The organism is Agrobacterium sp. RAC06, from assembly GCF_001713475.1.
GTDB lineage: Bacteria > Pseudomonadota > Alphaproteobacteria > Rhizobiales > Rhizobiaceae > Allorhizobium.
Window position 1 is genome coordinate 4,442,064 of sequence record NZ_CP016499.1, and the last position, 23,743, is coordinate 4,465,806.

The 23,743-nt window shown below is 61.1% G+C and carries 18 protein-coding genes; 12 read left to right on the forward strand and 6 right to left on the reverse strand.

Annotation, left to right across the window (positions count from 1 at the left end; translation table 11 throughout):
- Positions 1-42: 42 nt before the first annotated feature.
- The 3 genes from choV to BSY240_RS21070 all read right to left on the reverse strand — a co-directional run bounded on the left by choV (position 43) and on the right by BSY240_RS21070 (position 2,937).
- Positions 43-1,086: a choline ABC transporter ATP-binding protein gene (gene choV, locus BSY240_RS21060; protein WP_054148471.1), complete on the reverse strand. Its 1,044-nt coding sequence runs from the start codon at positions 1,084-1,086 to the stop codon at positions 43-45.
- A complete protein-coding gene (gene choW, locus BSY240_RS21065) occupies positions 1,083-1,952 on the reverse strand; it encodes a choline ABC transporter permease subunit (RefSeq protein ID WP_054148472.1) in 870 nt (289 codons plus the stop codon). The genes choV and choW overlap by 4 nt, the downstream gene beginning before the upstream one ends.
- Before the next feature lie 94 nt (positions 1,953-2,046).
- The gene (locus tag BSY240_RS21070; protein WP_371418488.1) at positions 2,047-2,937 is read right to left on the reverse strand and encodes a choline ABC transporter substrate-binding protein; all 891 of its coding nucleotides are present in this window, start codon (positions 2,935-2,937) and stop codon (positions 2,047-2,049) included.
- A 323-nt stretch (positions 2,938-3,260) separates the two neighbouring features.
- On the opposite strand from BSY240_RS21070, the gene BSY240_RS21075 reads away from it, so the two are divergent.
- The 8 genes from BSY240_RS21075 (at position 3,261) to BSY240_RS21110 (ending at position 11,203) form a co-directional block, all read left to right on the forward strand.
- Positions 3,261-3,647 (forward strand): c-type cytochrome, encoded by a 387-nt coding sequence (locus tag BSY240_RS21075; RefSeq protein ID WP_069043619.1) that lies wholly within the window; start codon positions 3,261-3,263, stop codon positions 3,645-3,647.
- 204 nt (positions 3,648-3,851) lie between these two features.
- A complete protein-coding gene (locus BSY240_RS21080) occupies positions 3,852-4,940 on the forward strand; it encodes a hypothetical protein (protein ID WP_069043620.1) in 1,089 nt (362 codons plus the stop codon).
- Positions 4,941-5,019: 79 nt separating this feature from the next.
- A complete protein-coding gene (locus tag BSY240_RS21085) occupies positions 5,020-6,171 on the forward strand; it encodes a hypothetical protein (RefSeq protein WP_069043621.1) in 1,152 nt (383 codons plus the stop codon).
- 2 nt (positions 6,172-6,173) lie between these two features.
- On the forward strand, positions 6,174-8,087 hold the full coding sequence (locus BSY240_RS21090) for an AAA family ATPase (protein ID WP_069043622.1): 1,914 nt from the start codon (positions 6,174-6,176) through the stop codon (positions 8,085-8,087).
- A 51-nt stretch (positions 8,088-8,138) separates the two neighbouring features.
- A complete protein-coding gene (locus BSY240_RS21095; protein ID WP_083229691.1) occupies positions 8,139-8,399 on the forward strand; it encodes a type II toxin-antitoxin system RelE family toxin in 261 nt (86 codons plus the stop codon).
- Positions 8,399-8,809, forward strand: coding sequence for a helix-turn-helix domain-containing protein (locus BSY240_RS21100; protein ID WP_054148478.1), 411 nt, complete (start codon positions 8,399-8,401; stop codon positions 8,807-8,809). The genes BSY240_RS21095 and BSY240_RS21100 overlap by 1 nt, the downstream gene beginning before the upstream one ends.
- Positions 8,806-10,101, forward strand: a complete 1,296-nt coding sequence (locus BSY240_RS21105) for a DUF6638 family protein (protein WP_069043623.1) — start codon at positions 8,806-8,808, stop codon at positions 10,099-10,101. Before BSY240_RS21100 ends, BSY240_RS21105 begins: the two co-directional genes overlap by 4 nt.
- Positions 10,094-11,203 (forward strand): DUF2333 family protein, encoded by a 1,110-nt coding sequence (locus tag BSY240_RS21110; protein ID WP_069043624.1) that lies wholly within the window; start codon positions 10,094-10,096, stop codon positions 11,201-11,203. The genes BSY240_RS21105 and BSY240_RS21110 overlap by 8 nt, the downstream gene beginning before the upstream one ends.
- Positions 11,204-11,240: 37 nt before the next feature.
- On the opposite strand, the gene BSY240_RS21115 is transcribed toward BSY240_RS21110, so the two are convergent.
- On the reverse strand, positions 11,241-11,933 hold the full coding sequence (locus BSY240_RS21115; RefSeq protein ID WP_054148539.1) for a helix-turn-helix transcriptional regulator: 693 nt from the start codon (positions 11,931-11,933) through the stop codon (positions 11,241-11,243).
- A gap of 179 nt (positions 11,934-12,112) precedes the next feature.
- Entirely contained in the window at positions 12,113-12,577 is a 465-nt protein-coding gene (locus tag BSY240_RS21120; protein ID WP_069043626.1) for an Lrp/AsnC ligand binding domain-containing protein, read from the reverse strand.
- Positions 12,578-12,684: 107 nt separating this feature from the next.
- Between BSY240_RS21120 and putA the strand changes: the two genes are divergently transcribed.
- The 3 genes from putA (at position 12,685) to BSY240_RS21135 (ending at position 20,290) form a co-directional block, all read left to right on the forward strand.
- A complete protein-coding gene (gene putA / locus BSY240_RS21125) occupies positions 12,685-15,804 on the forward strand; it encodes a bifunctional proline dehydrogenase/L-glutamate gamma-semialdehyde dehydrogenase PutA (RefSeq protein ID WP_069043627.1) in 3,120 nt (1,039 codons plus the stop codon).
- 340 nt (positions 15,805-16,144) lie between these two features.
- On the forward strand, positions 16,145-17,818 hold the full coding sequence (locus tag BSY240_RS21130) for a formate--tetrahydrofolate ligase (protein ID WP_069043628.1): 1,674 nt from the start codon (positions 16,145-16,147) through the stop codon (positions 17,816-17,818).
- A gap of 234 nt (positions 17,819-18,052) precedes the next feature.
- Positions 18,053-20,290 (forward strand): TonB-dependent hemoglobin/transferrin/lactoferrin family receptor, encoded by a 2,238-nt coding sequence (locus BSY240_RS21135; RefSeq protein ID WP_069043629.1) that lies wholly within the window; start codon positions 18,053-18,055, stop codon positions 20,288-20,290.
- A gap of 56 nt (positions 20,291-20,346) precedes the next feature.
- On the opposite strand, the gene BSY240_RS21140 is transcribed toward BSY240_RS21135, so the two are convergent.
- Positions 20,347-21,252, reverse strand: a complete 906-nt coding sequence (locus BSY240_RS21140) for an extensin family protein (RefSeq protein ID WP_069043630.1) — start codon at positions 21,250-21,252, stop codon at positions 20,347-20,349.
- Between the two features lie 286 nt (positions 21,253-21,538).
- Here BSY240_RS21140 and BSY240_RS21145 point away from each other — a divergent pair, with 286 nt between their 5' ends.
- Positions 21,539-23,728: an anthranilate synthase gene (locus tag BSY240_RS21145; protein ID WP_069043631.1), complete on the forward strand. Its 2,190-nt coding sequence runs from the start codon at positions 21,539-21,541 to the stop codon at positions 23,726-23,728.
- Positions 23,729-23,743 lie beyond the last annotated feature (15 nt).

Consider the following 23,743-nt stretch of genomic DNA (forward strand, 5'->3'; position numbering starts at 1 on the left):
CGTCTCCCGCATGCGCCTGTCATCGATGCGGGGCAGGGCACGTCACGCCTTGCGGCGATGTTTGGTCAACCCGCTCACCACATCCTGAGCGTCGATCGTGCCGATGACGACGCCGTTGTCAACGACCCCGATCGTGCCAGGTTGACGCGACAGCGCATCCAGGATGTCGACGAGCGGTGTTGCCGGCGCCGTGGTGCCGGTAACCTGGCGCTGTTCGCCGGTCACGCCGGAGCGCATCACGTCCGAGGCGACCAGCATGTTGATCGGGTTCATGTTCTGCACGAAATCAGCGACATACTGGTTGGTCGGGTTCTGGACGATTTCCTGCGGCGTGCCGCACTGGATGATGTGGCCGCCTTCCATGATGGCGATGCGGTTGCCGATGCGGAAGGCCTCGTCGAGGTCGTGACTGACGAAGAGGATGGTCTTCTTCAGCCGCGCCTGGAATTCGAGAAGCTCGTCCTGGAGACGGGTGCGGATCAGCGGGTCGAGCGCCGAGAAGGGCTCGTCCATGAGAAGGATCGGGGCACCTGTCGCGAAGGCGCGGGCAAGGCCGACGCGCTGCTGCATGCCGCCGGAGAGTTCGTTGACCTTACGGTCGGCCCAGGTCGAGAGGTTGACGAGCTCGAGCTGAGTCGCGACGCGCTCCTTGCGCTCCGCTTCGGCTACGCCGGCCAGTTCGAGACCGAAGCCGACATTCTCTGCCACTGTGCGCCAGGGCAGGAGTCCGAACTGCTGAAAGACCATGGAGACGGTGTGCATGCGCAGATCGCGCAGTACTTGGGCTGATGCCTTATAGGGGTCGACATAGCCGTTTTCCGTGCGCACGCTGACATTGCCGCGTACCACTGGGGCGAGTGCATTGACGGCGCGCAGCAGTGTCGACTTGCCCGAGCCGGAAAGGCCCATGAGCACGAGGATCTCGCCTTCCTTGACGGTGAGCGAGGCGCCGGCCACGCCGAGCACGAGGCCAGTCTCAGCGCCGATTTCGTCGCGGCTCTTGCCCTGATCGAGCATTTCGAGCGCACGCTGGGGATTGTCGCCAAAGACGATGTCGACATTGTCGAAGATTACGGCGTCGGTCATGTCTCTTCTCCGGGAATGCGGAACATCCGGTCGAGGATGATGGCGAGGATCACGATGCAGAGACCGGCCTCGAAGCCACGCGCGATGTTGACGGTGTTGAGAGCCCGAACGACCGGCACGCCGAGGCCGCTTGCGCCGACGAGCGCGGCGATGACCACCATCGACAGCGACAGCATGATCGTCTGGGTCAGTCCCGCCATGATCTGCGGCATGGCGAAGGGCAGTTCGACCTTGCGGAGCACCTGGGTCGGGGTCGCGCCGAAGGCCACGGCCGCTTCCACCAGAGAGGGCGGGGTGGAGATGATGCCGAGGCGTGTCAGGCGGATCGGGGCGGCGATCGCGAAGATCACGGTCGCGATCAGGCCGGGCACCATGCCGAGGCCGAACAGGATCAGCGCCGGGATGAGATAGACAAAGGTGGGGATCGTCTGCATCAGGTCGAGAATGGGGCGGACCACTGCATAGAGCCAGGGGCGTCTGGCGCAGGCGATGCCGATCGGTACGCCGATGACCATGCACACGCCGGTTGCCGCCAGTACGAGTGCCAGTGTCTCCATGGTCTCCTTCCAGTAGCCCTGATTGAAGATGAGGAGCAGGCCGAAAAAGGTGAAGGCTGTGACACCGAGCGAGCGGCGCATGAACCAGGCGAGCAGCGAAAACAGCGCGATCATGAACAGCGGATAGAAGGCTTCCAGCGCTGTTCCCTTGAGAAAGGGTGCCTGAAGCACGAAGAGCATCGCGTTGATCGACGCGCTGAGGATCGTTGCGATAAAATCAAATACAAAATCGACGTTATCGGTCAGCCAGTCGACGAAGCTCTTCGACCAGGGCCCGATGGGCAGTTTGTTGTCTGTCAGAAAATCCATGTTCGTCCCCGATTGGCCACAGGTTCAATGCCTGGGAGGCCGCGCGGCCGGATCCCCCTTCCTGTCGCGCGGTTCCACGATCGATGGACAGGGCTTAGAGGCCCAGTGCCGTCTTCACGGCCGCGAGGCCGTCGCCGCCATCCTTGGTGGTGACGCCAGCGAGCCAGGGCTCGACAGCCGCCGGATTGGCCTTCAGCCAATCGGACGCAGCGGCTTCTGCATCCTGGCCGTCATTCAGGATCTTGCCCATGATCTCGTTCTCCATCTGGAGCGAGAACTTGAGGTTGGTGACGAACTTGCCGACATTCGGGCATTCGGCCGTGTAACCGGCGCGGGTGTTGGTGAAGATGGTCGCGCCGCCGAAGTCCGGCCCGAAGACGTCATCGCCGCCGGACAGATAGGTCAGCTTGAAGTTGGCGTTCATCGGGTGCGGTTCCCAGCCGAGGAAGACGACCGGCTGGCCATCCTTTTCGGCGCGGGCGACCTGGGCCAGCATGCCCTGTTCGGAGGATTCGACGACTTCGAAGTCACCGAGTTCGAACTTGTTGGCGTCGATCATGTCGAGGATCAGGCGGTTGCCGTCATTGCCCGGCTCGATGCCGTAGATCTTGCCTTCCAGCGCGTCGGCATGCTTGGCGATGTCGGCAAAATCCTTGATGCCGAGTTCGGCGCCCTTGGCATTGGTGGCGAGCGTGTATTTCGCGCCTTCGAGGTTCGGGCCGAAGACCTCGACCGACTTGTCTTCACGGTAGGGCGCAATGTCGGCTTCCATCGTCGGCATCCAGTTGCCGAGGAAGACGTCGATATCCTTGTTCTTCAGCGAGGAATAGGTGACCGGCACGGAGAGGACCGTTGTCGTCGGCTCATAGCCGAGCGCCTGCAGCAGAACGGAGGCGGTGGCTGTGGTGGCGGTGATGTCGGTCCAGCCGACATCCGAGAAGCGGACGGTCGAGCAGCTTTCGGCTTCCTGGGCGGAGACCGGCATGGCGCTGATGGCGATCAGCGATACAGCGGCCGCAAGGGTGCGGCGACAAATGAGAAGTGACGTCATTGAAAGGCTCCCGGTTTTCTTATTGATGTTCCCAAGTCAACATTCAATACCGGAGAATTGCAAGGATGCCCGCGCGTTTGCGTCGCACCACCGTCCCTGTTTGCGACCTCTAGCCCCTACAGGGCAGGGAACTCGGGCGGCGGAAAAAAGTTCGAGTGCTTGATGGGCGTCAAAGCAAGTGCTTGCCTGTTGTGCGATGAGGTGATGCCATGGCGGCGGCGCGCACTTGCGCCAATTGGATGCATACAGGAGTTTCGATGAAGACGTCTTCAATGATCATGCTGCTCGCGCTTGCGGCCTCTCCGTTTCCGGCTCTCGCCGATGGCGATCCGGTTGCCGGTGCCAAGGCGTTCAAGGCCTGCCAGGCCTGTCATGTCGCGACCGAGGCCAAGAACAAGGTCGGCCCGCATTTGCAGGGTATCGTCGGCCGCCCGGTCGCTTCGATCGGCGACTACAAGTATTCGCCGGCAATGACCGCATTCGGTGCGGGCAAGGTCTGGGACGAGGCTCTGCTTTCCGAATATCTGAAGGCGCCAAAGGCCGTCGTGAAAGGCACCAAGATGGCCTATGCCGGGGTGAAGAAGGACGATGACCTCGCCAACATCCTCGCCTATCTCAAGGATCCTGCCGCCGGCGGTCAGTAAGATCCTCGCAACTCCTTGATGCGGCGGCCGTTTCGCGGCTGTCGCATTTCTCTGATAGCGCCTCTTGTGTGGGCGTTCGGACCCTCCATATCGGGAGAGGGCGACCGGTGCTGTGCGCTGCGATACTTTCCCGCGTCGGGAAACGCGCTATGGTGGCAAGAGACGAGACCGGCGAGCCGCCGGCATGAGGGACAGGGAGACAACATGGCGACTTTGCAAGGCTTCGACACTGAGATCGAAAAGACGCGTAAGATCGTCTCGGAGATGCGTGGAAAGATCGACCAGTCGAGCGTGGTGCTGGATACGCTGGCCAAAAGCGATTCGAAGCTGGTTGGCCAGGATTTCGACATCGAGAACGCCCGGATCTCGGATGTCCTCAACCAGCAGAAGGTTATGGAGGCGAATATCGCCGACCTGATCATCGGGCTGGAGGACGCGACCAATGTCTTCGGCGCCGAGTTCGAGAGCATGAAGAGCTTTTCCGGCATGGAAAAGTTCATCGGCATCTTCTCCAAGCAGAGAGCGCAGCGCATGCGCACCGAGCGCGTCCGCAACATGTCGCTTGCCGGCAACCTGCAGGAACTGCTCGCCAAGTCCGACAGCATCGTCGGCATCCTGAAGGAACAGAAGACGGTTCTCGAAGAGCGCTACAAGACCTCGGAGGCGAGCCTCGTGCAGGTGATCGAGCGGCGCAAGCAGACGATCGCCAATCTCGAAGAGACGCAGACGAAGATCGAAACGCTCAATCCGGCGCTGCTCGACATCGAAAACAAGATTGCCGCTTCCACAGACACCTCGGAGCGCACCGAACTCGAAGCCCAGCGCTCGAAGCTTGCGACAGATTACAATCAGGCGCAGGCCCGCGAGCAGGAGCTGCTTGCCGAAAGCCAGACACTCGAACGCTATACCTCGATGTTCCAGACCTTCGTCGACAGTCTGAACAACCAGATTGCGGCGCAGAATACGCTGATCAACAAGCTGAGCATCGATACCGAGCAGCGCATCGTGCTCTACAAGGCGCTCGAGGATTCGCTGAAGACCGCTGCCCAGCAGGAGGTCGCACACCGGATCAACACCTTGGGCTCGCAGGTCGATACGGCGGCCGAAGAAACGATGGCCGGCATCGGTGCAGCCGCCCAGCGGCATATAGGCGATCTCTTGGAACTGCACGAGAAGAACATGCTCTCGACGCAGGACATCCAGCGCCGCAAGAAGCTTGCGGACGAGGCCTTCGCCCGGCGTTTCCAGGCGGTTCTCGACAAGCACAATTCGGCCGACTACGTGAAGCCTTGAGCATGTCGTTGATGTGGACGCGGCCATCTGGCCGCGTGCCGCGTTCGCGGTGCGCGGTCCTGTCGATGGGGGGAGGGGCATGAACGCCGTCGATCGCAACAGTGCCGTCACGCACTATTTCACCACTATGGCCTCTGCATTTGCGGGGCTCGAGCAGTTCTTCGGCCAGTCCGATCGCCGCTTCGGCGAGAAAGGGCCGCCGACGCTTCACCTGCTGCCCTATCTTGATCGCCTCCGGAACTCCTTCACTTCCTGGCAGAACCGAATCGGCTTTACCGGCCAATTCAAGATCGCCCAGGCCGAGAGCGGCTTTCCGATCTTCCAGAACGTGCTGGAGCTGGAAAACGATCGCGCGGGCGCCGCCACACGGCTTTCGACCATTCCCGCCGTATCCAAGCTGCGCGAGGAAATGGTCGACTTCATCCTGCGGCAGAAGGAGTTTCCGGCAGCATTGCAGCAGCAGATTGCCGAGCGGCTCTATCTGGAGCAGGTGAGTGCCGGCGAGATCTTCTCGCCCTTCGTCCTGCCGACCACCGTTGCCGTCAGCGTCAATCCGCAGTCGCGCCGGCCCTCCTATCTTGTCAGCTGGGCCGCCTTCGATGGCGTGAGCACGCTGCCGATGATCTATCTGGCGACGGTCGAGGATTCCTCCGAGAATGTCGCAAAGATCCTTGTGACGGCTGAGGGTAAGCTCAATGACGAGGTCGAGATCCCGCTTCCGGTGGGCGGTCTGCTCAATCCCGAGCTCGCCCGCACATTCGACGATTTCTGTGCCAGGAATTCCGCCTATTCGCTGACGCCTGCGACCATCGCCACCAACATGGACCGCGATTTCCCGACACTGCATCCGAAGTCGGTCCGCCGCATTGTGCTCGGCCCGCTCTATTCGACGGGGCTCACTCAGAATTCCGGGCGGGTCACCGAGATCCTCGATCGAGTGCGCAAGCCCGAAAACGCCTGGGTGATGACCTGGACGGTGCAGGAGGTGTTCTCCAAGCGCGAACAGCCCGCGGTGAAGGGCTTCTTCTCCTCGACGCCGGCTACCCAGGAGTTCCATATCGAAACGCATGATCTCGAAGCGGCGCGCATGGGTGTCTCCACCTATGAGAAACACGCGCTGGTGCCGCATGACGCCTATCAGGCGCTCTATGCCGCCGGCGAGATCAAACCGATCTTCGGCAATTTCAAGGTTCACGTGATTTCCGGCAATCAGGTCGTGAGCGAGGTCTGAGCATGAGTGAACTGACGGCAGGCCTTACGACGCTGCGGGAAGAAGATGTCGCCAAGCATCTGGCCGTCGCTCAGGGGCTGGTGACACGCATCGTGGTGCTCGATCAGGGCGAAGGTGTTTCGGGTGCCCCGATTGCTGGTACAGGGCGGCGTTTCGTCTCGACTGTTTCAACGGGCTCCGTGCGACGCACCCGCGAAATCGAACTTTCCAAGACCATTCAGGCGACCGGCGCTGCCGATCCGCTGTTGACGCCTGCCCAGCATACCGTGCTCTACCGCGTCAGGCGCGGCGCGCAGGTGGCGCTTGCGATATCGGATGTCTTTGCCCGGCAGAGCGAGCTGGAGCCTTTGCAGGCGCGGAACATCAGCGCGCCGTTGCAAAGCGAGGAAGCCGCCCGCTTCAAGGCGTTGCTCGCGTCCCAGGCCTATGTCGCGGCCTTTGCCTTTGCCGCTTATCTGAAATCCACCGTCGCGGGTGAAGGCGAGCAGCTCGACGGCATCCGCGCGCCGGATTTCCTCTTCGATACTGCTCAGGATGCGCTGAAAAGCATGGTCGCCGGCATTGACGCAGCCGTGCAGGGGGCGGGCGACGATGTGACGCTGATCGGCCGGGTGCGCGGTGTGGCTGATCTTGCGCTCAACGGGCTTCTGACCCGCAAGGCGCGTTTCGAACATCTCGGCGTTTTCGAAAACGCCCATATCCGCGTCGATCAGGACGATTTTACTCTGGATGGCTTCGATGCCGCGCCGGGCGTGAAATCGAAGCCGCTTTCGATGAGCTTCAAGAAGCCGGAAGAAATTGTTGGCAACCATATCGCCAAGTATCAGGCGCTGAAGCTCGCCAAGATGCTGATGGCCTATGATTTCGACCGGCAGATGAACCCCTTCGTCGATCTCGGCGGCTTTCTCTTCACCTTCATCGGTGATGGCATGCCGGGTACTGGCAAGACGATCCTGATCCAGATGCTGGCGGGTCTCCTCAACGACTACTGCCGGATGGCGGGCTATGCCTTCCATTACGAGAATTTCGGCGTCGACCAGATTTCGTCCTATCAGGGCAAGTCAGGCCAGAATGCCAAGAGTTTCGTCAACAACGTGCTCAACCCGCGCGTCATCGGTTTCGGCACGATCGACGATGTCGACCAGGTGACGGCCAAGCGCTCCGACGACCGGGCTTCGGCCGGGCAGCACGAGGTGACGGCGGTGCTGATGGAGAGTTTCGCCGGTGCCTCGACCGTTGTCCGCGGCAATGCCAGCTTCGGCATGTTCTCCAACTATCCTGAGAATGTCGACGATGCGCTTCGCCAGCGCGCCGGGGCCCGCTGGCTGGTCGACGGGCCGCAGAGCCGCGAGGACTATATCGACATCTTCTCGCTGCTCGTTGGCAAGAACCATCAGATCCCGCTTGGCGAACACCAGTTGTTCGCGGGTCAGCAGATCCAGCAGGCGGTCAGCCGCTCCTATGGCGAGCATGACCGCCCGAAGGAAGACGGGCTTGTTGCGGTCTGGGAACGCTACGAGAAGACCGAAGGCAGAATAGAGACGCTCGCCGATGTCGGCGGCTATCTGCATGCGATCAAGCTCGCCGAACCGCGCTTTACCGGCCGGGCGATCAAGAACATCACCGATGCGATCAAGATGCGGGCGATGGACGTCGAACTGCCCGACGCCTGGTTCGAAAAGCCTGACGCCTTCGTCCACAAGAGCTACGACGAGAAGAAGGCGATGATCTCCGAACTGCGCGGCCCGGTGACGATGGAGATGATCCTGCAGGAGATCAACCGCTACGCCGACTCGGAATTCCGCTACGCCGACAAGTCGGATGATGCTGCGGTTAAGGAGATCATCCGCCGCGAGCGCCAGCGGGAACGGGCGATCGGCGAGATAGAGAAGATGAAGGGCGAGGGGATGTGGTGAAATTCGCTATTTGCGAATTTGGTTGTCGGGACCGGAGTAGAGGGGTAGAATGTGCGGGACGTTGTTTACAGCAAGGATGCCATTCGTAGCTTGAACCGGATGCCGGCAAACGAGGCGCGACGTATCCGGTCTAAGGTTCTTCAGTATGCCGCCGACCCGGCTTCACTCGCCAACAATGTCAAAAAGTTACGTGACAGCCGTTACCATCGCCTGCGGATCGGGGACTGGCGCGTGATCTTCCGTGAAGACGGAACCGTCGTCGACGTGGTGCGTGTGGCAGCACGCGGTGAAGCCTATGAGGGAGAGCTCTGATGACGATCGCATCATCGTTTACGACGCCAAATGGCGAAGAGATGATCGTACTCAGCCGCAAAGACTACGAAGCACTGATCGAGCGCATCGAGGATCTGGAAGACAGTCTGGCTGTCGTTGGTTTCGAGAGGAAGCTAGCTGCGGGCGAGGAAGAGCTGATCCCTGCCGAGTACGTCAACCGGATGGGTGAAGGTGAAAGCCCGATCCGCGTCTGGCGCGATTTTCGCGGTATGGCGGCCAAGGACCTTGCTGCCGCTGCCGGAATCAGCACCGCTTATCTGTCCGAGATCGAAACAGGCAAGAAGGACGGCAGTGTCGCAACACTCAAAGCGATCGCCGATGTCTTGAAGCTCGACCTCGATGACCTTTACTGGCGGCACGAGGACAGGAAGGTCACAGATACCGCATGAACCGCCTCCTCGAAGCCGAACTCATCTATGGCCGCCTGCTTGCGATCCGCGAGCCGCATCTGGTCGCGCGCTACAACAAGGCACTTGCCGCCTTCGACCTGCCCGAGACCACGCTCGCCGAATTCGACATCGACATCACCGGTTTCTCGCCACAGGTGGCGGCAGAACTGGGCGATCCCGATTATCTGGATCCGTTGAAGGTCAACCGGCGCTTCATCATCCTGACCCCGGAGCAGGACAGTCTGCCGGTGGTGCATACGAGCTTTTCCAACACCGCCGGCCTGATGCACGAGTTCTTTTCGGCCAATGCCCGCGCGATCCATGCGATCACGCTCAAGGATACGCTTTATGGCGAGATCGAGGACAGTGTTTCCGAGGTGAAGACGCTCGACGACCTGCTGTCGATCAACGAGGTAAAGTTCAAGGTGCTGTCGGCCGAGGACCTGCTCGGCAAGGCGGGGCAACTGCGGCAACTCTGCGACGCGCTGGTAACGAGCCCGGATGGCTGGCGCGACGACGCGATGCTGGAGCGCATGGTGTCGCTGGCGAAAGAGACCGGCGATATCCGGCAGAACACGCTGGTGCCGGATAAACTCGTCTTCCGCCATGATGCCTTCTGGGCCGATCATTTCGGCGGTGTCTTCGTCTTTGTCGACGAGAAGATCACCACCGTCATCTGCGATCCCGAAGCCCCTGGTTTCCGGCGGTCGCGGCCCTGGCAGGTGAGCTACATCTCGATCGATGACACCGCCCAGGTCGCCGACTTCCTGGCCCGCACCGGCCGGCTCGAACTGCCCCGGGCCAGTTGGGTGGAAAGCTCGGGCCTCTTTGCGCACCGGCTGGAGATGGCGCTTCTGTCGGTCGCCGCCACGCTCGATCCTGTCCCGGATCTCGCGCGCATCGATGCGGTCTGGATGCAGACTTTTCTGCACCGGAACGCCAAGGTGATCGGCGATCGCGGCATTTATCCGCTCTTGCAAGAGGCGTTGCGGACGCTCGCGCGCACCGGAAACCTCAGAATGGCGGATATCGATCCGAAGCTGCGGCTGTGGCTGGTACGCGCCGAGCCGGACCATCCCGATCAGTGGCTGACAAACCGGCTGATCGCGCATCTGACGGCAGACGATTTCGTCTCGCGCTTCGTCTTCGACAAGCAGGGCTTCTACCGCGCTTACGAGCGCTATCCGGAAGCCTATCGCGATTATGTTGTATCCCGCCTGTCCGACACTTATCTGAAGGACAAGGCCGCCTTCCGCAAACGCCTTTATGGACTAGGAGATGACCATGCTTGATCCCATCATCGCGTTTTTCCAGCGCGTCTTCGCCGCCATAGGGCGCGGCATCGGCATGGTGGTCGCCTGGTTCCTCTGGCCGTTCCTCGCCGCCCATGGCTGGTATCGCGACCGCAGCTGGATCATCAAGGGACCGATCCTTGCCGTCCTCGTGCTGCTGGTGATCGTCTATGGACAGTTCATCTATCGCACCCAGGTGTGGCACGCCTTCGACCCGGCCTTCGTTCAAACCTACAAGTTTGAGGAGCGCACGGTTCCGGCCGGCTCGCCGCTGCCGGGGGAGGCCAATCGTTGCCAGGACTCGGCTGTGGTGATGATGAGTGCCGCGCTGACCGACCAGAATGTCAATCAGAACAGCTGGGTCTCCTCGACGCTTCTCTACAAGCTCGGCCTGTTCGGGCTTGACTGGGATACGACGCCGTTCATGGACAACAAGGCTTCGTTCCAGCGCGGCGTGAACCAGGTGGTGCGCCGGACCGCCATTCAGCTCGCCGACAACCTGGGCCGCGTGCGCGGCACCTCCGGCATCAACAACGATTTGCAGGATGCGCGCGGCAATATCCAGTTCGACGAGGGAACCTGGTATTTCGGCACCGATCCCTTCGGCTTCAAGACGCCGACCCCGAGCTACTACAGGGCTGCTGTCGAGAGCTGGAACCGCTTTAACACCTCGCTTGCCAATTGCGAATCCGTCTTCGATACCCGCTCCGACAACCTGCTGCAGCTGCTCGACGGCATGGCCAGCGACCTCGGCAATACCTCCGACATTCTTCGCCGCCGTTCGGAAGAGTTCAACGCCGGCTGGTTCGATACCCGTGCCGACGACCGCTTCTGGTTCGCCTATGGTCAGCTCTATGCCCAGTATGCAATCCTGCGGGCGACCCGCGCCGATTTCGGCGACGTTATCCGTGAGCGCAATCTGACTGCCATCTGGACCGAGCTCGAGCTCCAGCTGCAAGCCTCGCTGCGCATCCGGCCGGCAATCATCTCGAATGGCAGCGAAGACGGCTGGATCATGCCGACGCATCTCGCGACCATGGGCTTCTATATCCTGCGCGTCCGCTCCAACATGGTCGAGATTCGCGCCATCCTTGATCGTTGAGACGGCGGGCCCTTTTGTTTTCAGTCGCTTGGTGCAATCAGTTGATGATCTTCATGCGGATCGCCTTGGCGACCAATTGCGTGCGGTTGACGCAATCGAGCTTGCGGATCGCATTGGTCATGTAGGCGTTCACGGTATGGTCGGAGAGCGAGAGGATCTGGCCGATTTCGAGCGAGGTCTTGCCCTGCGATGTCCAGCGAACGACCTCGAGTTCGCGTGCCGACAAGACGTTCGAATTGCCTGTGGTGCGGCGCAGACGGTCGAAGACATCGAAGGCCTGGATGCTCAACATCGACAGCTCGTTGATTTCGGGCATCGCAAGCGGACTGCGGTCGCCGTCATAGCGGACGACGAAGCGGCTGCCATCGACGGAATTCATCGAAAAGAGAATGCCGGTGATCAGCCGGTATTTCAGCATCAGGGCGGAGAATTCCGGCGGGCAATCAAATGTCGCCGCCTTCCCATCCGGTCCGATCGTCCAGTCATTGTGCATGATCGACCGGCTGATATGCGTGACCGTCGGGCAATGCTTCAGGAATTCGAGACGATCGAATTCCCGGCAATAATCGGCGGGAAGCGTCGTCTCCCGCACGAGCGGGCCGAACAGCTTGTCCTGAGCCGTGGGCGCTGCTGCCAAGCTTACATAGTCGAGGCCGTATTCACGCGCTGCCCGGGACCAACTGTCCATCAGCTCGGCGCGGCTCTGACAGCTCCCGATGTGCTCGCTCAAGAGTGCCTGTCTTTCTGGAAACATTTTATCAATTTCGAAAGTTGACATCAATTCGGAAGTTTAAGACCAATATATCAGTCCAAACGAAAAGCTAGCAGTTTTTCGGGGTCTGTCACGATTAATATGACTAATGTCTGACTGCTGCCGATCAAAATGGCAACTGCCTGTTATGCTGATATTTAAACGGGCAGAGCCGATACTGCCTTGACCTCTTCCATCACTGCATAGGTGTGGGTTTCGCGCACCCCGGGAAGCGGCAAAATGACCTCGGAGAGGAATTGCCGGTAAGCCTCCATGCCGGCGACCCGTGCCTTGACAAGATAGTCGAAGCCACCTGCCACCATATGGCATTCCATCACGTCGTCCGATCGCTTCACGGCCGCCGCGAAGGTGTCGAAGACATCGGCGGTGGTGCGGTCGAGCTTCACCTCGATGAAGACCAACAGGTTGCGCCCAAGCTTCTGCGGTGAGAGCATCGCCATGTAACCGGTGATATAGCCTTCCCGGGTCAGGCGGCGGACCCGCTCCGCGGTCGCGGTGGGCGACAGATTCACCCGTTCGGCAAGCTCGATATTGCTCAGGCGACCCTCGGCTTGAAGCGCGCGCAGGATCTTTCGGTCGAGGCGATCCAGTTCTTTGCTCATTCTCTACCAAACTCCATTTTCCTAGTGAATATGCCAGAGAAGTGACCAAAGAATAGTGGGAAATTCGGCAAATGCGAAGATATGTTGCCGATACCACGGAGGTGACAATGATCAAGCCAGCCACGACCGATTTCCCGCGCTTCGAAGCCCCCTATGCCGGCGACGACGACCAGCTCATCCGCCATTTTGCTTCGCGCCTGTCGCTCTCCGAGAGCCAGAACGGCGCCATCGACCGGCGCGCCACGACCTATATCGATGCCATCAGAAACAATTCCGGCTCGGTCGGCGGCGTCGAGGACTTTTTGCGCGAATACGGTTTGTCGACCCGTGAAGGTCTGGCGCTCATGGTGCTTGCCGAAGCGCTCTTGCGCGTGCCCGACGCGCTCACCCAGGACCGTCTGATCGAGGACAAGCTGAAAGAAGGCGGCTGGAGCGAACACGAGGCACACGGCGACAGCTGGTTCGTCTCGGCCTCTGCCTGGGCGCTCGGCCTCTCCGCCCGCGTCATCCGTCCGGGCGAGACGCCTGAAGGCGTCATGCGCGGTCTCGTCAAGCGCCTTGGCCTCCCGACCGTACGCTCGGCCACCAAGCAGGCCATGCGCTTCCTTGGCCATCACTTCGTGCTCGGCGAAACGATCAAGGACGCGCTGTCGCGTGCGGCCAAGAGCGAGGAGCGCGGTTATCGCCACTCCTTCGACATGCTGGGCGAAGGCGCGCGGACGGCTGAAGACGCCAAGCGCTACTTCCAGTCTTATGCCATGGCGATCGAGGCGATCGGCGCGCATATGGCGAAACACGGCAAGAGCCAGCTTCTGCCGAACCGCATGGGCATTTCGGTCAAACTGTCTGCGCTGCATCCGCGTTATCTCGCCACCCATCGCGACCGGGTGATGCGTGAACTGGTGCCGGATCTCTTGAAGCTCGCGCAGATGGCGAAAGCCCATCAGCTGAATTTCACCGTCGATGCCGAAGAGGCCGACCGTCTCGAACTCTCTCTCGACGTGGTCGCCGCCGTCTTTGCCGATCCGTCGCTGTCAGGCTGGGACGGTTTCGGTCTCGCCATCCAGGCCTATCAGAAGCGCGCGCCGCAGGTGATCGATTACATCGACGGCCTCTGCCAGCAGTATGGTCGCCGGATGATGGTGCGTCTGGTCAAGGGCGCCTATTGGGATACGGAAGTGAAGCGCGCTCAGGAGCGCGGCCTCGACGACTACCCTGTCTGGACCCGCAAGCAGGCGACGGATCTCTCCTATCTGCATTGTGCGGCGAAGCTGATGGAAAAGCGCGCCCGCATCTTCCCGCAGTTTGCCACCCATAATGCGCTTACCGTTTCGACGATCATCGAGCTTGCAGGTGCCGATCGCTCCGGCTTCGAATTCCAGCGCCTGCATGGCATGGGCGAGGCACTCTACGACACGCTGCTCTCGGGCAATGATCGCATTGCCTGCCGCATCTACGCGCCTGTCGGCGGCTACCGCGACCTGCTCGCCTATCTCGTCCGCCGCCTGCTTGAAAACGGTGCGAATTCGTCCTTCGTCGCCGTTGCTGGTGACAAGAACATTCCGGTTTCGGCACTTCTGGAGCGGCCCACGGAAAAGCTGGGTCTCGGCAATGGTCAGAGCGCCCGCCACAGCCAGATTCCCATGCCGCTCGCTCTCTACGGCGAGCGCAAGAACAGCGCCGGCTTCGAATTCGGCCATCGCGACAATCTCGAGCGGCTGATGGCCCGCATCGGTCAGCCGCTTTCCGAGATCGCGGCCCGTCCGCTGGTTCCGGGGGCAAACGGCGCGACCAGCGACGAGGTTGTGCTGTCGCCGGCCGATCGCACTCACAAGGTCGGCACGGTGCGCAATGCGACGCCGGCCGATGTCGATCGGGCCTTCGCTGCCGGACGCCAGGGCTTTGCCCTGTGGTCACGGACCCCGGTCGAAGAGCGCGCGGCAACGCTGGACAAGTTGGCCGACCTGCTCGAAGCCGATCGTGATCGTCTGCTTGCGCTTCTGGCGCTCGAAGCCGGCAAGACGCTGGACGATGGTGTTGCCGAAATCCGCGAGGCGGTCGATTTCTGCCGCTACTATGCAGCCCAAGCCCGCAAGCAGTTCGGCGAGGCCGAAGTCATGCCGGGCCCGACCGGCGAGCTCAATCGTTTGTCCTGGCGCGGCCGCGGCGTCTTCGCTTGCATTTCGCCGTGGAACTTCCCGCTGGCCATCTTCCTTGGCCAGGTTTCGGCCGCCCTGGTCGCCGGCAATGCCGTCATCGCCAAGCCCGCGCCGCAGACGCCGCTGATCGCTTTTGAGGCGGTCAAGCTTTTCCACAAGGCGGGCGTGCCTGAAGATGTGCTGATGCTGCTGCCCGGTGCAGGCGACGTTGGTGCCGCGATCGTGGCCCATCCAAAGCTCGCCGGCATCGCCTTTACCGGCTCGACGGGAACCGCCCAGGCGATCAACCGGACGCTTGCCGCCAAGGACGGCCCGATCGTGCCGCTGATTGCCGAAACCGGTGGTCTGAACGCGATGATCGTCGATGCGACCGCGCTTGCCGAACAGGTGGCCGACGACGTCGTGCTCTCAGCATTCCGCTCGGCCGGCCAGCGCTGCTCGGCGCTGCGCATCCTCTATCTGCAGGAAGACATCGCAGACGGCATGCTGGAGATGATCGAAGGTGCGGCCCGCGAGCTAAATCTCGGCAATCCGCTGGAGATCACCACGGATATCGGCCCTGTTATCGACGAGAAGCAGAAGGCGATGCTGGAGAGCCATATCGCCGAGATGAAGCGTAGCCAGAAGGTGCGTTACGCTGGGAAGGTGCCCGCGACCGGCAACTTCTTCGCGCCACATATTGTCGAGCTGGATCGGCCAGAGGCGCTGACCAGGGAAATCTTCGGCCCCGTGCTTCACGTCGTGCGCTGGAAGGCCAAGGCCCTCGACCAGGTCATCGCCTCGATCGATGCCACCGGCTACGGGTTGACGCTTGGTGTGCACAGCCGCATCGAGGCGACGATCCGCAAGGTCACCGAAGCGCTCGACACCGGCAACATCTATGTCAACCGCAACATGATCGGCGCTGTTGTCGGCACCCAGCCCTTCGGCGGCTCCGGCATGTCCGGCACCGGCTTCAAGGCGGGTGGACCGGCTTACTTGAGCCGCTTTGCGGTCGAGCAGGTTATCTCGGTGAATACGGCGGCTGCCGGCGGGAACGCGAGCCTGATCGCGATTGGCGAGGGGTGAGGTTTGCGACGGCTGTCGCAATCGCTGCGGTCTGAGGGCACCCCCCGCTCTGTCACTGCGTGACATCTCCCACACACTGGGGGGAGAGTGGGTGCCCGCCGCCGGCTCGGTGTAACGTCACAGCTCGATTTCGGAAAGCTGCGAGGTCAGCCGCATTCCGAAATCGCCCCGTGTATGGGAGATGCCCGGCAGGGCAGAGGGGCCTTGCCGCTAAGCGGGAGCGCGAGGTCTCATGTCGCATTCAGCCCCATACTCTTCGCTGTGAAAAAAGTCCTCTGCCCTGCTTGCCAGCCGGGCTGCGCCGTCCGATCTTCTCGGCACACATAAGGGGCAGGGACACATGACCGTACCATCCGACATCGAGATTGCGCGCGCAGCCAAGAAAAAGCCGATCCAGGAGATTGGCTGCAAGCTAGGCATTCCCTCCGAAAACCTGATCCCTTACGGCCACGACAAGGCAAAGATCTCCGCCAGCTTCATCAAGGGGCTTTCGGATCGGCCGGACGGCAAGCTGATCCTGGTGACGGCCATCAACCCGACACCGGCAGGTGAGGGCAAGACAACCACGACCGTCGGCCTCGGTGATGGCCTCAACCGGATCGGCAAAAAGGCCGTGATCTGCATCCGCGAACCCTCGCTCGGTCCCTGTTTCGGGGTGAAGGGTGGGGCCGCCGGTGGCGGCTATGCGCAGGTCGTGCCGATGGAGGACATCAATCTCCATTTCACCGGCGATTTCCACGCGATCACCTCGGCCCATAATCTGCTCTCGGCGCTGATCGACAATCACATCTACTGGGGCAACGAGCTCAACATCGACACGCGTCGCATCACCTGGCGCAGGGTCATGGATATGAACGACCGGGCGCTGCGCCAGATCGTGACGTCGCTTGGTGGCGCCTCGAACGGTTTTCCCCGCGAGGCTGGCTTCGACATCACAGTTGCTTCGGAAGTCATGGCGATCCTCTGCCTTGCGACCGACCTCGAAGACCTGGAGCGGCGGCTCGGCGCGATCATCATCGGTTATCGGCGCGACAAGAGCCCTGTCTTTGCCCGCGATCTGAAGGCCGACGGCGCCATGGCCGTGTTGCTCAAGGAGGCCCTGCAGCCGAACCTCGTGCAGACGCTCGAAAACAATCCGGCGCTGGTGCATGGCGGCCCCTTCGCCAATATCGCCCATGGCTGCAATTCGGTGGTGGCGACGAAGACGGCGTTGAAGCTCGGCGACTATGTCGTGACGGAAGCGGGCTTCGGCGCCGATCTCGGCGCAGAGAAATTCTTCGACATCAAGTGCCGCAAGGCGGGGCTCACGCCCTCGGCCGTCGTCCTCGTCGCGACCGTGCGGGCGCTCAAGATGAATGGCGGCGTGGCGAAGGAGGATCTTGGCCGCGAGGATGTCGCGGCTGTCGAACGGGGCGCCGTCAATCTCGCGCGCCATCTGGACAACCTCGCCAAGTTCGGCGTGCCGGCGGTGGTGGCGATCAACCATTTCACCAGTGATACCGAAGCCGAGATTGCCGCGGTCAAGGCGGTCGCTGAAGGCCTCGGAGCAGAAGCCGTGCTCTGCCGGCACTGGGCTGACGGCTCGGCGGGGATCACCGAGCTTGCCGAAACGGTGGTCCGGATTGCCGAGACACCGTCCGCCTTTCATCCGCTCTATCCCGATGCCATGCCACTCTTTTCCAAGATCGAGCGCATTGCGGCCGAGATCTACCGGGCCGGCGAAGTGACCGCCGACAAGGCTGTGCGTGAGCAATTGGCCGATTGGGAGCGGCAGGGCTATGGCGAGCTGCCGGTCTGCATGGCGAAGACGCAGTATTCCTTCTCGACCGATCCGACGCTACGCGGCGCGCCGGAGGGGCATGAAGTGCATGTTCGCGAGGTGCGGCTCTCGGCCGGCGCCGGTTTCATCGTTGCGATCACAGGCGAGATCATGACCATGCCAGGCCTGCCACGCGTTCCCTCATCGGAACGTATCCGGCTCAATGACGTCGGAGCGATCGAGGGCCTGTTCTAGCCCGAATTTGCACCCGGAATTTGTGATATTTTCGCCACGGTGACGGCGATCACAATTCATGATGAAAGTGATCATGTTTTATATGTTGACTCAGAACATCATGTTTTATACGGCGTGATTACGGCGGAATAAATCTCTCCGCCGCGTTTTTGACGCAATCACATCAGGCCGACCTGCTTCCGTCCCCCCGGGAAGCGGGACACCCTTTCTGCGGCCATTGAAAGGACGACACGCATGCGCTCCCGGTCCCTCCGCCCCATCCTGCTGGCCTGCACGGCCCTCGCAGCCATCTCCTCGCTTGCCCCCGCAAAGGCCCAGACCGCCGCAACGACGACGACTGCCAATGGCGAGACGCAGCTGCAGACGATCGTGGTGAAGGGGAAGCGGGTGCCGGTGGGGTCGGTTGCGGATACGCCGCTGGCGACGGAGACGACGGCGGAGGAGATTGAGGCCAAGCAGATCACGAGCATCGAAGATCTCGGTCGCGTGGCAGAGCCGGGTGTCAACTTTAACCGCTCCAGCGGAGCCGTGAACATCAGAGGTCTCGAGGGCGCGCGCGTGCTCACGACCTTAGATGGCATTCCTGTACCGTACATCTTCGACGCGACGCGTGCCGCAAGCGGGGGCGTTGACGCGTTCAACTTCGCGGCACTTTCGGCAGTTGATGTCATGCGTGGAGCCGACTCGAGCCGAGCCGGATCGGGTGCGTTGGGGGGCGTTCTAGCCCTCCGGACGCTTACGCCTGATGACCTTATCTCAGATGATAAGGATTGGGGCGGGGTTGCCAAAACGACCTATGACAGTTCCGACAACAGCTGGGAGGGATCCGCCGCCGTCGCGAAGCGAGTGGAGAATACCTCGGTTATGTTCCAGGGATCTTACAAAAAAGGTCATGAGCGCAAAAGCAATGGTACCGTTGATACCTTCGGCACCACGCGGACCAAGGCTGATCCTTCCGAGTACGACCAGCACAATCTCCTGTTCCGTCTGGAACAGCAGCTGGAGGGTGGGCATACACTTGGTCTAACGGCGGAGCGTTTCCGCAAGGATCGTGTAACTGATTCCAGAAGCCTACAGAACACCACCACCTTCCGGCCTGGAAACTATACTGGCAAAAAAGACACCGATCGCGATCGCGTCTCGTTGGACTACCAGTATGAAGCCCAGTCACAGGACGCCATAGTTTCCAATGCATGGGCATCCTTGTACTGGATGGATCAGCGGACCATGGACGGCTATGATGCCATCCGGCAGACCACTCCGATCGGCGCGATTGGGCGCGAAAACGATAACAACGAGCGGACGATCGGGTTTATTGGGGCCGCGCAATCCGAGCTTACGACTGGTCAGCTGAACCATACCTTCAATTATGGTCTGGACATTGCCTTCGGTGTTTCGGATCAATATTCAAGCGGTTACGATAACTGCACAACGCCTAGAACCGGAACGTGCCTAAACTTGCACACCAACCAGGCCGATACGCCGAAAGTCAACAGCAGCAAGGTTGGACTGTATTTTGATGACGAGATCGAGGTCGGTTCGTCGGGTGTGACCGTAACTCCAGGCTTGCGTTTTGATTGGGTGAAGCATTCTCCGGAAATGACACCCGAGTATGACCGCAACTATCTCAATCCGGCACTGCCGAACGGCTTCGAGGATGCGGGATTGTCACCGAAGTTGCGTCTGGCATATGACCTGCAGCCTGACGTGACGTTTTACGGTCAGTGGGCGATGGCGTTTCGTGCGCCTACGGCCAGCGAACTCTACAGCGCGTTTGGCGGATCCGGCACTTATCTGCGCGTTGGCAATGCCGATCTCCAATCCGAAACGAGCAATGGCTTCGAGTTCGGGGTCGATCTCGGTGACGAAGAGATGGGCGCACGTGCCTCAGTGTTCTACAATCGATACAAGAATTTCATTGACGTCACCTCGATCACTGCTGCCGAGGCCGCCGCACTTGGTTTCACCGGTACTTACCCTCAAGGCAGGACCCGCTATTCCAATATCTCCGATGTTGAGATGTTCGGCGTAGATCTTTCAGCTCATAAAGTGTTCGACAACGGTTTCCGCGTTTCGGGCGGCCTTGCCTATGTGAAGGGCAATGATCTTGATCGTGGCACCTTTATCCGTTCGGTTGCGCCGCTTAAAGTCGTGGCCAGCATTGGCTACGACACTGAATTCTGGGGAGTTGGTGCCGATTTCGTCGCGGCGCAAAAATCGAGAGCCGACGACGGTAAGGGCACGGCTGGCACTTCCTATTTTAGGACTGCAGGCTACGGTGTCGTTGACCTCAATGCATGGTGGGAGCCGGAACAGCTGAATGGCATGCGGATCACCGCCGGGGTTTATAACGTCTTTGACAAGACCTACTTCGATTACGCATCGGTCCGTACAAATTCATCGACGCAGGCGCGGGACTTCTACTCTGAACCCGGCCGTACCTTCAAAATTTCGCTCACCCAGAAGTTCTGAGCTGAGCTAAATCCACAACAAAGGCGGCGCAGCGATGCGCCGCCTTTTGCCTTGCGTCACCGGCAGTAGCGGTAGCCGCTCTTCCGCTTGATGACATCCAGATGCATGTGATCCTGATGTGTCGCGTCGCTGCCGGGGGAAAGCACCGTGGTGAAATAGAGGCAGGCGATGGCATTGAAGGCGCGCTGGAAGGCGGCTTCGGCCGTACCGTTATCTTGGCTTGCAATCATCACCGCCATGTCGTCGTTGCCGAAACGCAAGCCGGCAATGTCGATCGCATTACCATAGGCGTGCTCCGACACCTTGCCGGTCTCTACGCTGTTTCGGTTGCGGCAGACATAACCCGAGGCGTGGCGGATGGCGGCAAGCTTCGGCTTGTCGGGGAAGGCGGCTTCTGCTGCCGGCTTCAGCATGTCGCGTGTCATGCGCGCCAGTTGCAATGCCGTCTCGCAGCGAAGCGTCGCCTCCGGCTCCAAGGCGACGTCCGGGAGGAGCCTTGTCAGCGTGATCGGGGCCGCGATGCCGCAGCCATCGGCGTCATCGATGGCTTTGTCCGTCTCGAAGCGCGCACCGAGCGCCTTGAGATCCGCGAGGCATGCGGCAAGAGCCTTTGGGTCCTCGACCGGCGGGGGCGGATCAAGGGGAGCGGCTTTCTGCTCATCCCCATCAGGCTTGGTCTCTTCACTCGCCTTGTCCTTTGCTGCCTCCGTTTCCGCAGGCCTTGACGGCTCTGTGCCTTCCTCTGCATCGGCCGCCGTCTCGGGCTTGCTCTGCGGTGTGGGAGCCTCGAGGGGAGCGGATGCTTGGGCGCCGTCGTTCGCTCTCGCCTCTGCGTCCGGTGCCGGCGTTGCCACCTGTGGTCTCATTTGCGGCAGGGGGCCGCGCGAGGGAAGGGTAAGGCCGGTCACGATCGACCAGGCCAGCAGGAGACCGACCAGTGCCGGCGTTCTCGTCTTCTTCATCTCGTCTCCCTGTTCCCCAGTCCCGGGGTCAAAAGGCGCGAGCCGTCAAAAAGTTCATCAACAGAGCCCAGCAAAACGCCCTTGCTAAGGCAGCGGCTCCACGGTATTCGTTGGCCCATGAAGATCGTATCGAAGACCTTTGCTTGGTGGTGGGCACGCTAACGCGGCCTTGACCAGTCATGTCTTCAGACGATTGACCCCAAAGCCGCCCGGAAACTTTCCTGAGGCGGCTTTTTCGTGTTCAAGGCCTCAGGAGACGGGCCTCGAAGAGTGGAGAAGGACGGATATGTCGACGATTTTGCAGGAAGACGGCTCGGAAGCCTATCAGACGCGCGGCGGCGTGACCGTCACGCGCAGGCGCCGGCCGACGCCCTATGGCGATGCCATCTCCACCTATGTCGACAAGCTCGACGAGCGGCGCGGCGCTGTCTTCTCGTCCAACTACGAATATCCGGGTCGTTATACGCGCTGGGATACGGCCATCGTCGATCCGCCGCTCGGCATTTCCTCCTTCGGCCGCAAGGTGTGGATCGAGGCCTACAACGGTCGCGGCGAAGCGTTGCTGTCGATGATCGCCGACGCTCTGGCCTCCGTTGACGATCTGGCGCTGGGTGCCCGCACCGCGACCCGCCTTGATCTCGACGTCAAGCTGCCGTCACGCGTCTTCACCGAGGAAGAGCGCTCGAAGATGCCGACGGTCTTCACGGTTCTGCGCGCCATCACGGCGCTGTTTTATTCGGAAGAAGACGCGGCCATCGGCCTGTTCGGCGCCTTCGGCTATGATCTCGCCTTCCAGTTCGACGCCATCGACCTGAAACTCACCCGTCCCGATGACCAGCGCGACATGGTGCTCTTCCTGCCGGACGAGATCCTCGTCGTCGACCATTATTCCGCCAAGGCCTGGATCGACCGCTACGACTTCACCAAGGGTGACGTCACCACCACAGGCCAGTCGGAGGATATCGCGCCGGAGCCCTTTGTGCACACCGACACGATCCCGCCGCGCGGCGATCATCGTCCCGGCGAATATGCCGAGCTGGTTACCAAGGCCAAGGAAAGCTTCCGTAAGGGCGACCTGTTCGAGGTCGTGCCGGGTCAGAAGTTCATGGAACGCTGCGATTCAAAGCCGTCGCAGATCTCCAAGCGGCTGAAGGAAATCAATCCCTCGCCCTATTCCTTCTTCATCAATCTCGGCCATCAGGAATATCTCGTCGGCGCATCGCCGGAGATGTTCGTGCGTGTCAATGGTCGGCGCATCGAAACCTGCCCGATCTCGGGCACGATCAAGCGCGGCGCGGACCCGATCGAGGATTCCGCCCAGATCCTGAAGCTGCTCAACTCCAAGAAGGACGAGAGCGAGCTCACCATGTGCTCGGACGTCGACCGCAACGACAAGTCCCGCGTCTGCGAGCCGGGCTCGGTCAAGGTCATCGGTCGCCGCCAGATCGAGATGTATTCGCGCCTCATCCACACAGTAGACCACATCGAGGGTCGCCTTCGCGACGGCATGGACGCCTTTGACGGCTTCCTGTCGCATGCCTGGGCTGTCACCGTGACCGGTGCACCGAAACTGTGGGCCATGCGTTTCATCGAAAAGCACGAGAAGAGCCCGCGCGCCTGGTATGGTGGTGCGATCGGTATGGTCGGCTTCAATGGCGATATGAACACGGGGCTTACGCTGCGCACCGTGCGCATCAAGGACGGCATTGCTGAAGTGCGTGCCGGTGCGACGCTGTTGAACGACAGCGACCCGCAGGAAGAAGAAGCCGAAACCGAACTGAAGGCCTCCGCCATGATTGCAGCGATCCGTGACGCCAAGAGCGGCAATGATGCCTCCTCCAAGCGTGGCGTGGCGCGGGTGGGCGAGGGCGTCAACATCCTGCTCGTCGACCATGAGGATTCGTTCGTCCATACGCTGGCCAACTACTTCCGCCAGACGGGTGCCACCGTGAACACCGTGCGCACGCCGGTGCCGGAGGAGATCTTCGACAGCCTGAAGCCCGATCTCGTTGTGCTGTCGCCCGGTCCCGGCTCGCCTGCCGATTTCGATTGCAAGGCGACAATCAAGAAGGCGCGCGCTCGGCAATTACCGATCTTCGGCGTCTGCCTCGGTCTGCAGGCGCTGGCGGAAGCCTATGGTGGCGAACTCCGCCAGCTCGCGGTTCCCATGCATGGCAAGCCGTCGCGCATCCGCGTGCTCGAACCCGGCCTCGTCTTCTCAGGCCTGGGCAAGGAAGTGACCGTCGGTCGCTACCACTCGATCTTCGCCGATCCGGCAACGCTGCCGCGCGATTTCATGATCACGGCAGAAAGCGAAGACGGCACGATCATGGGTATAGAGCACACCAAGGAACCGGTCGCCGCCGTCCAGTTCCACCCGGAATCGATCATGACGCTCGGCGGCGATGCCGGCATGCGAATGATCGAGAATGTGGTGGCGCATCTGGCGAAACGGGCGAAGGTGCAAGCGGCTTGAGGGAATAAGCGGGGC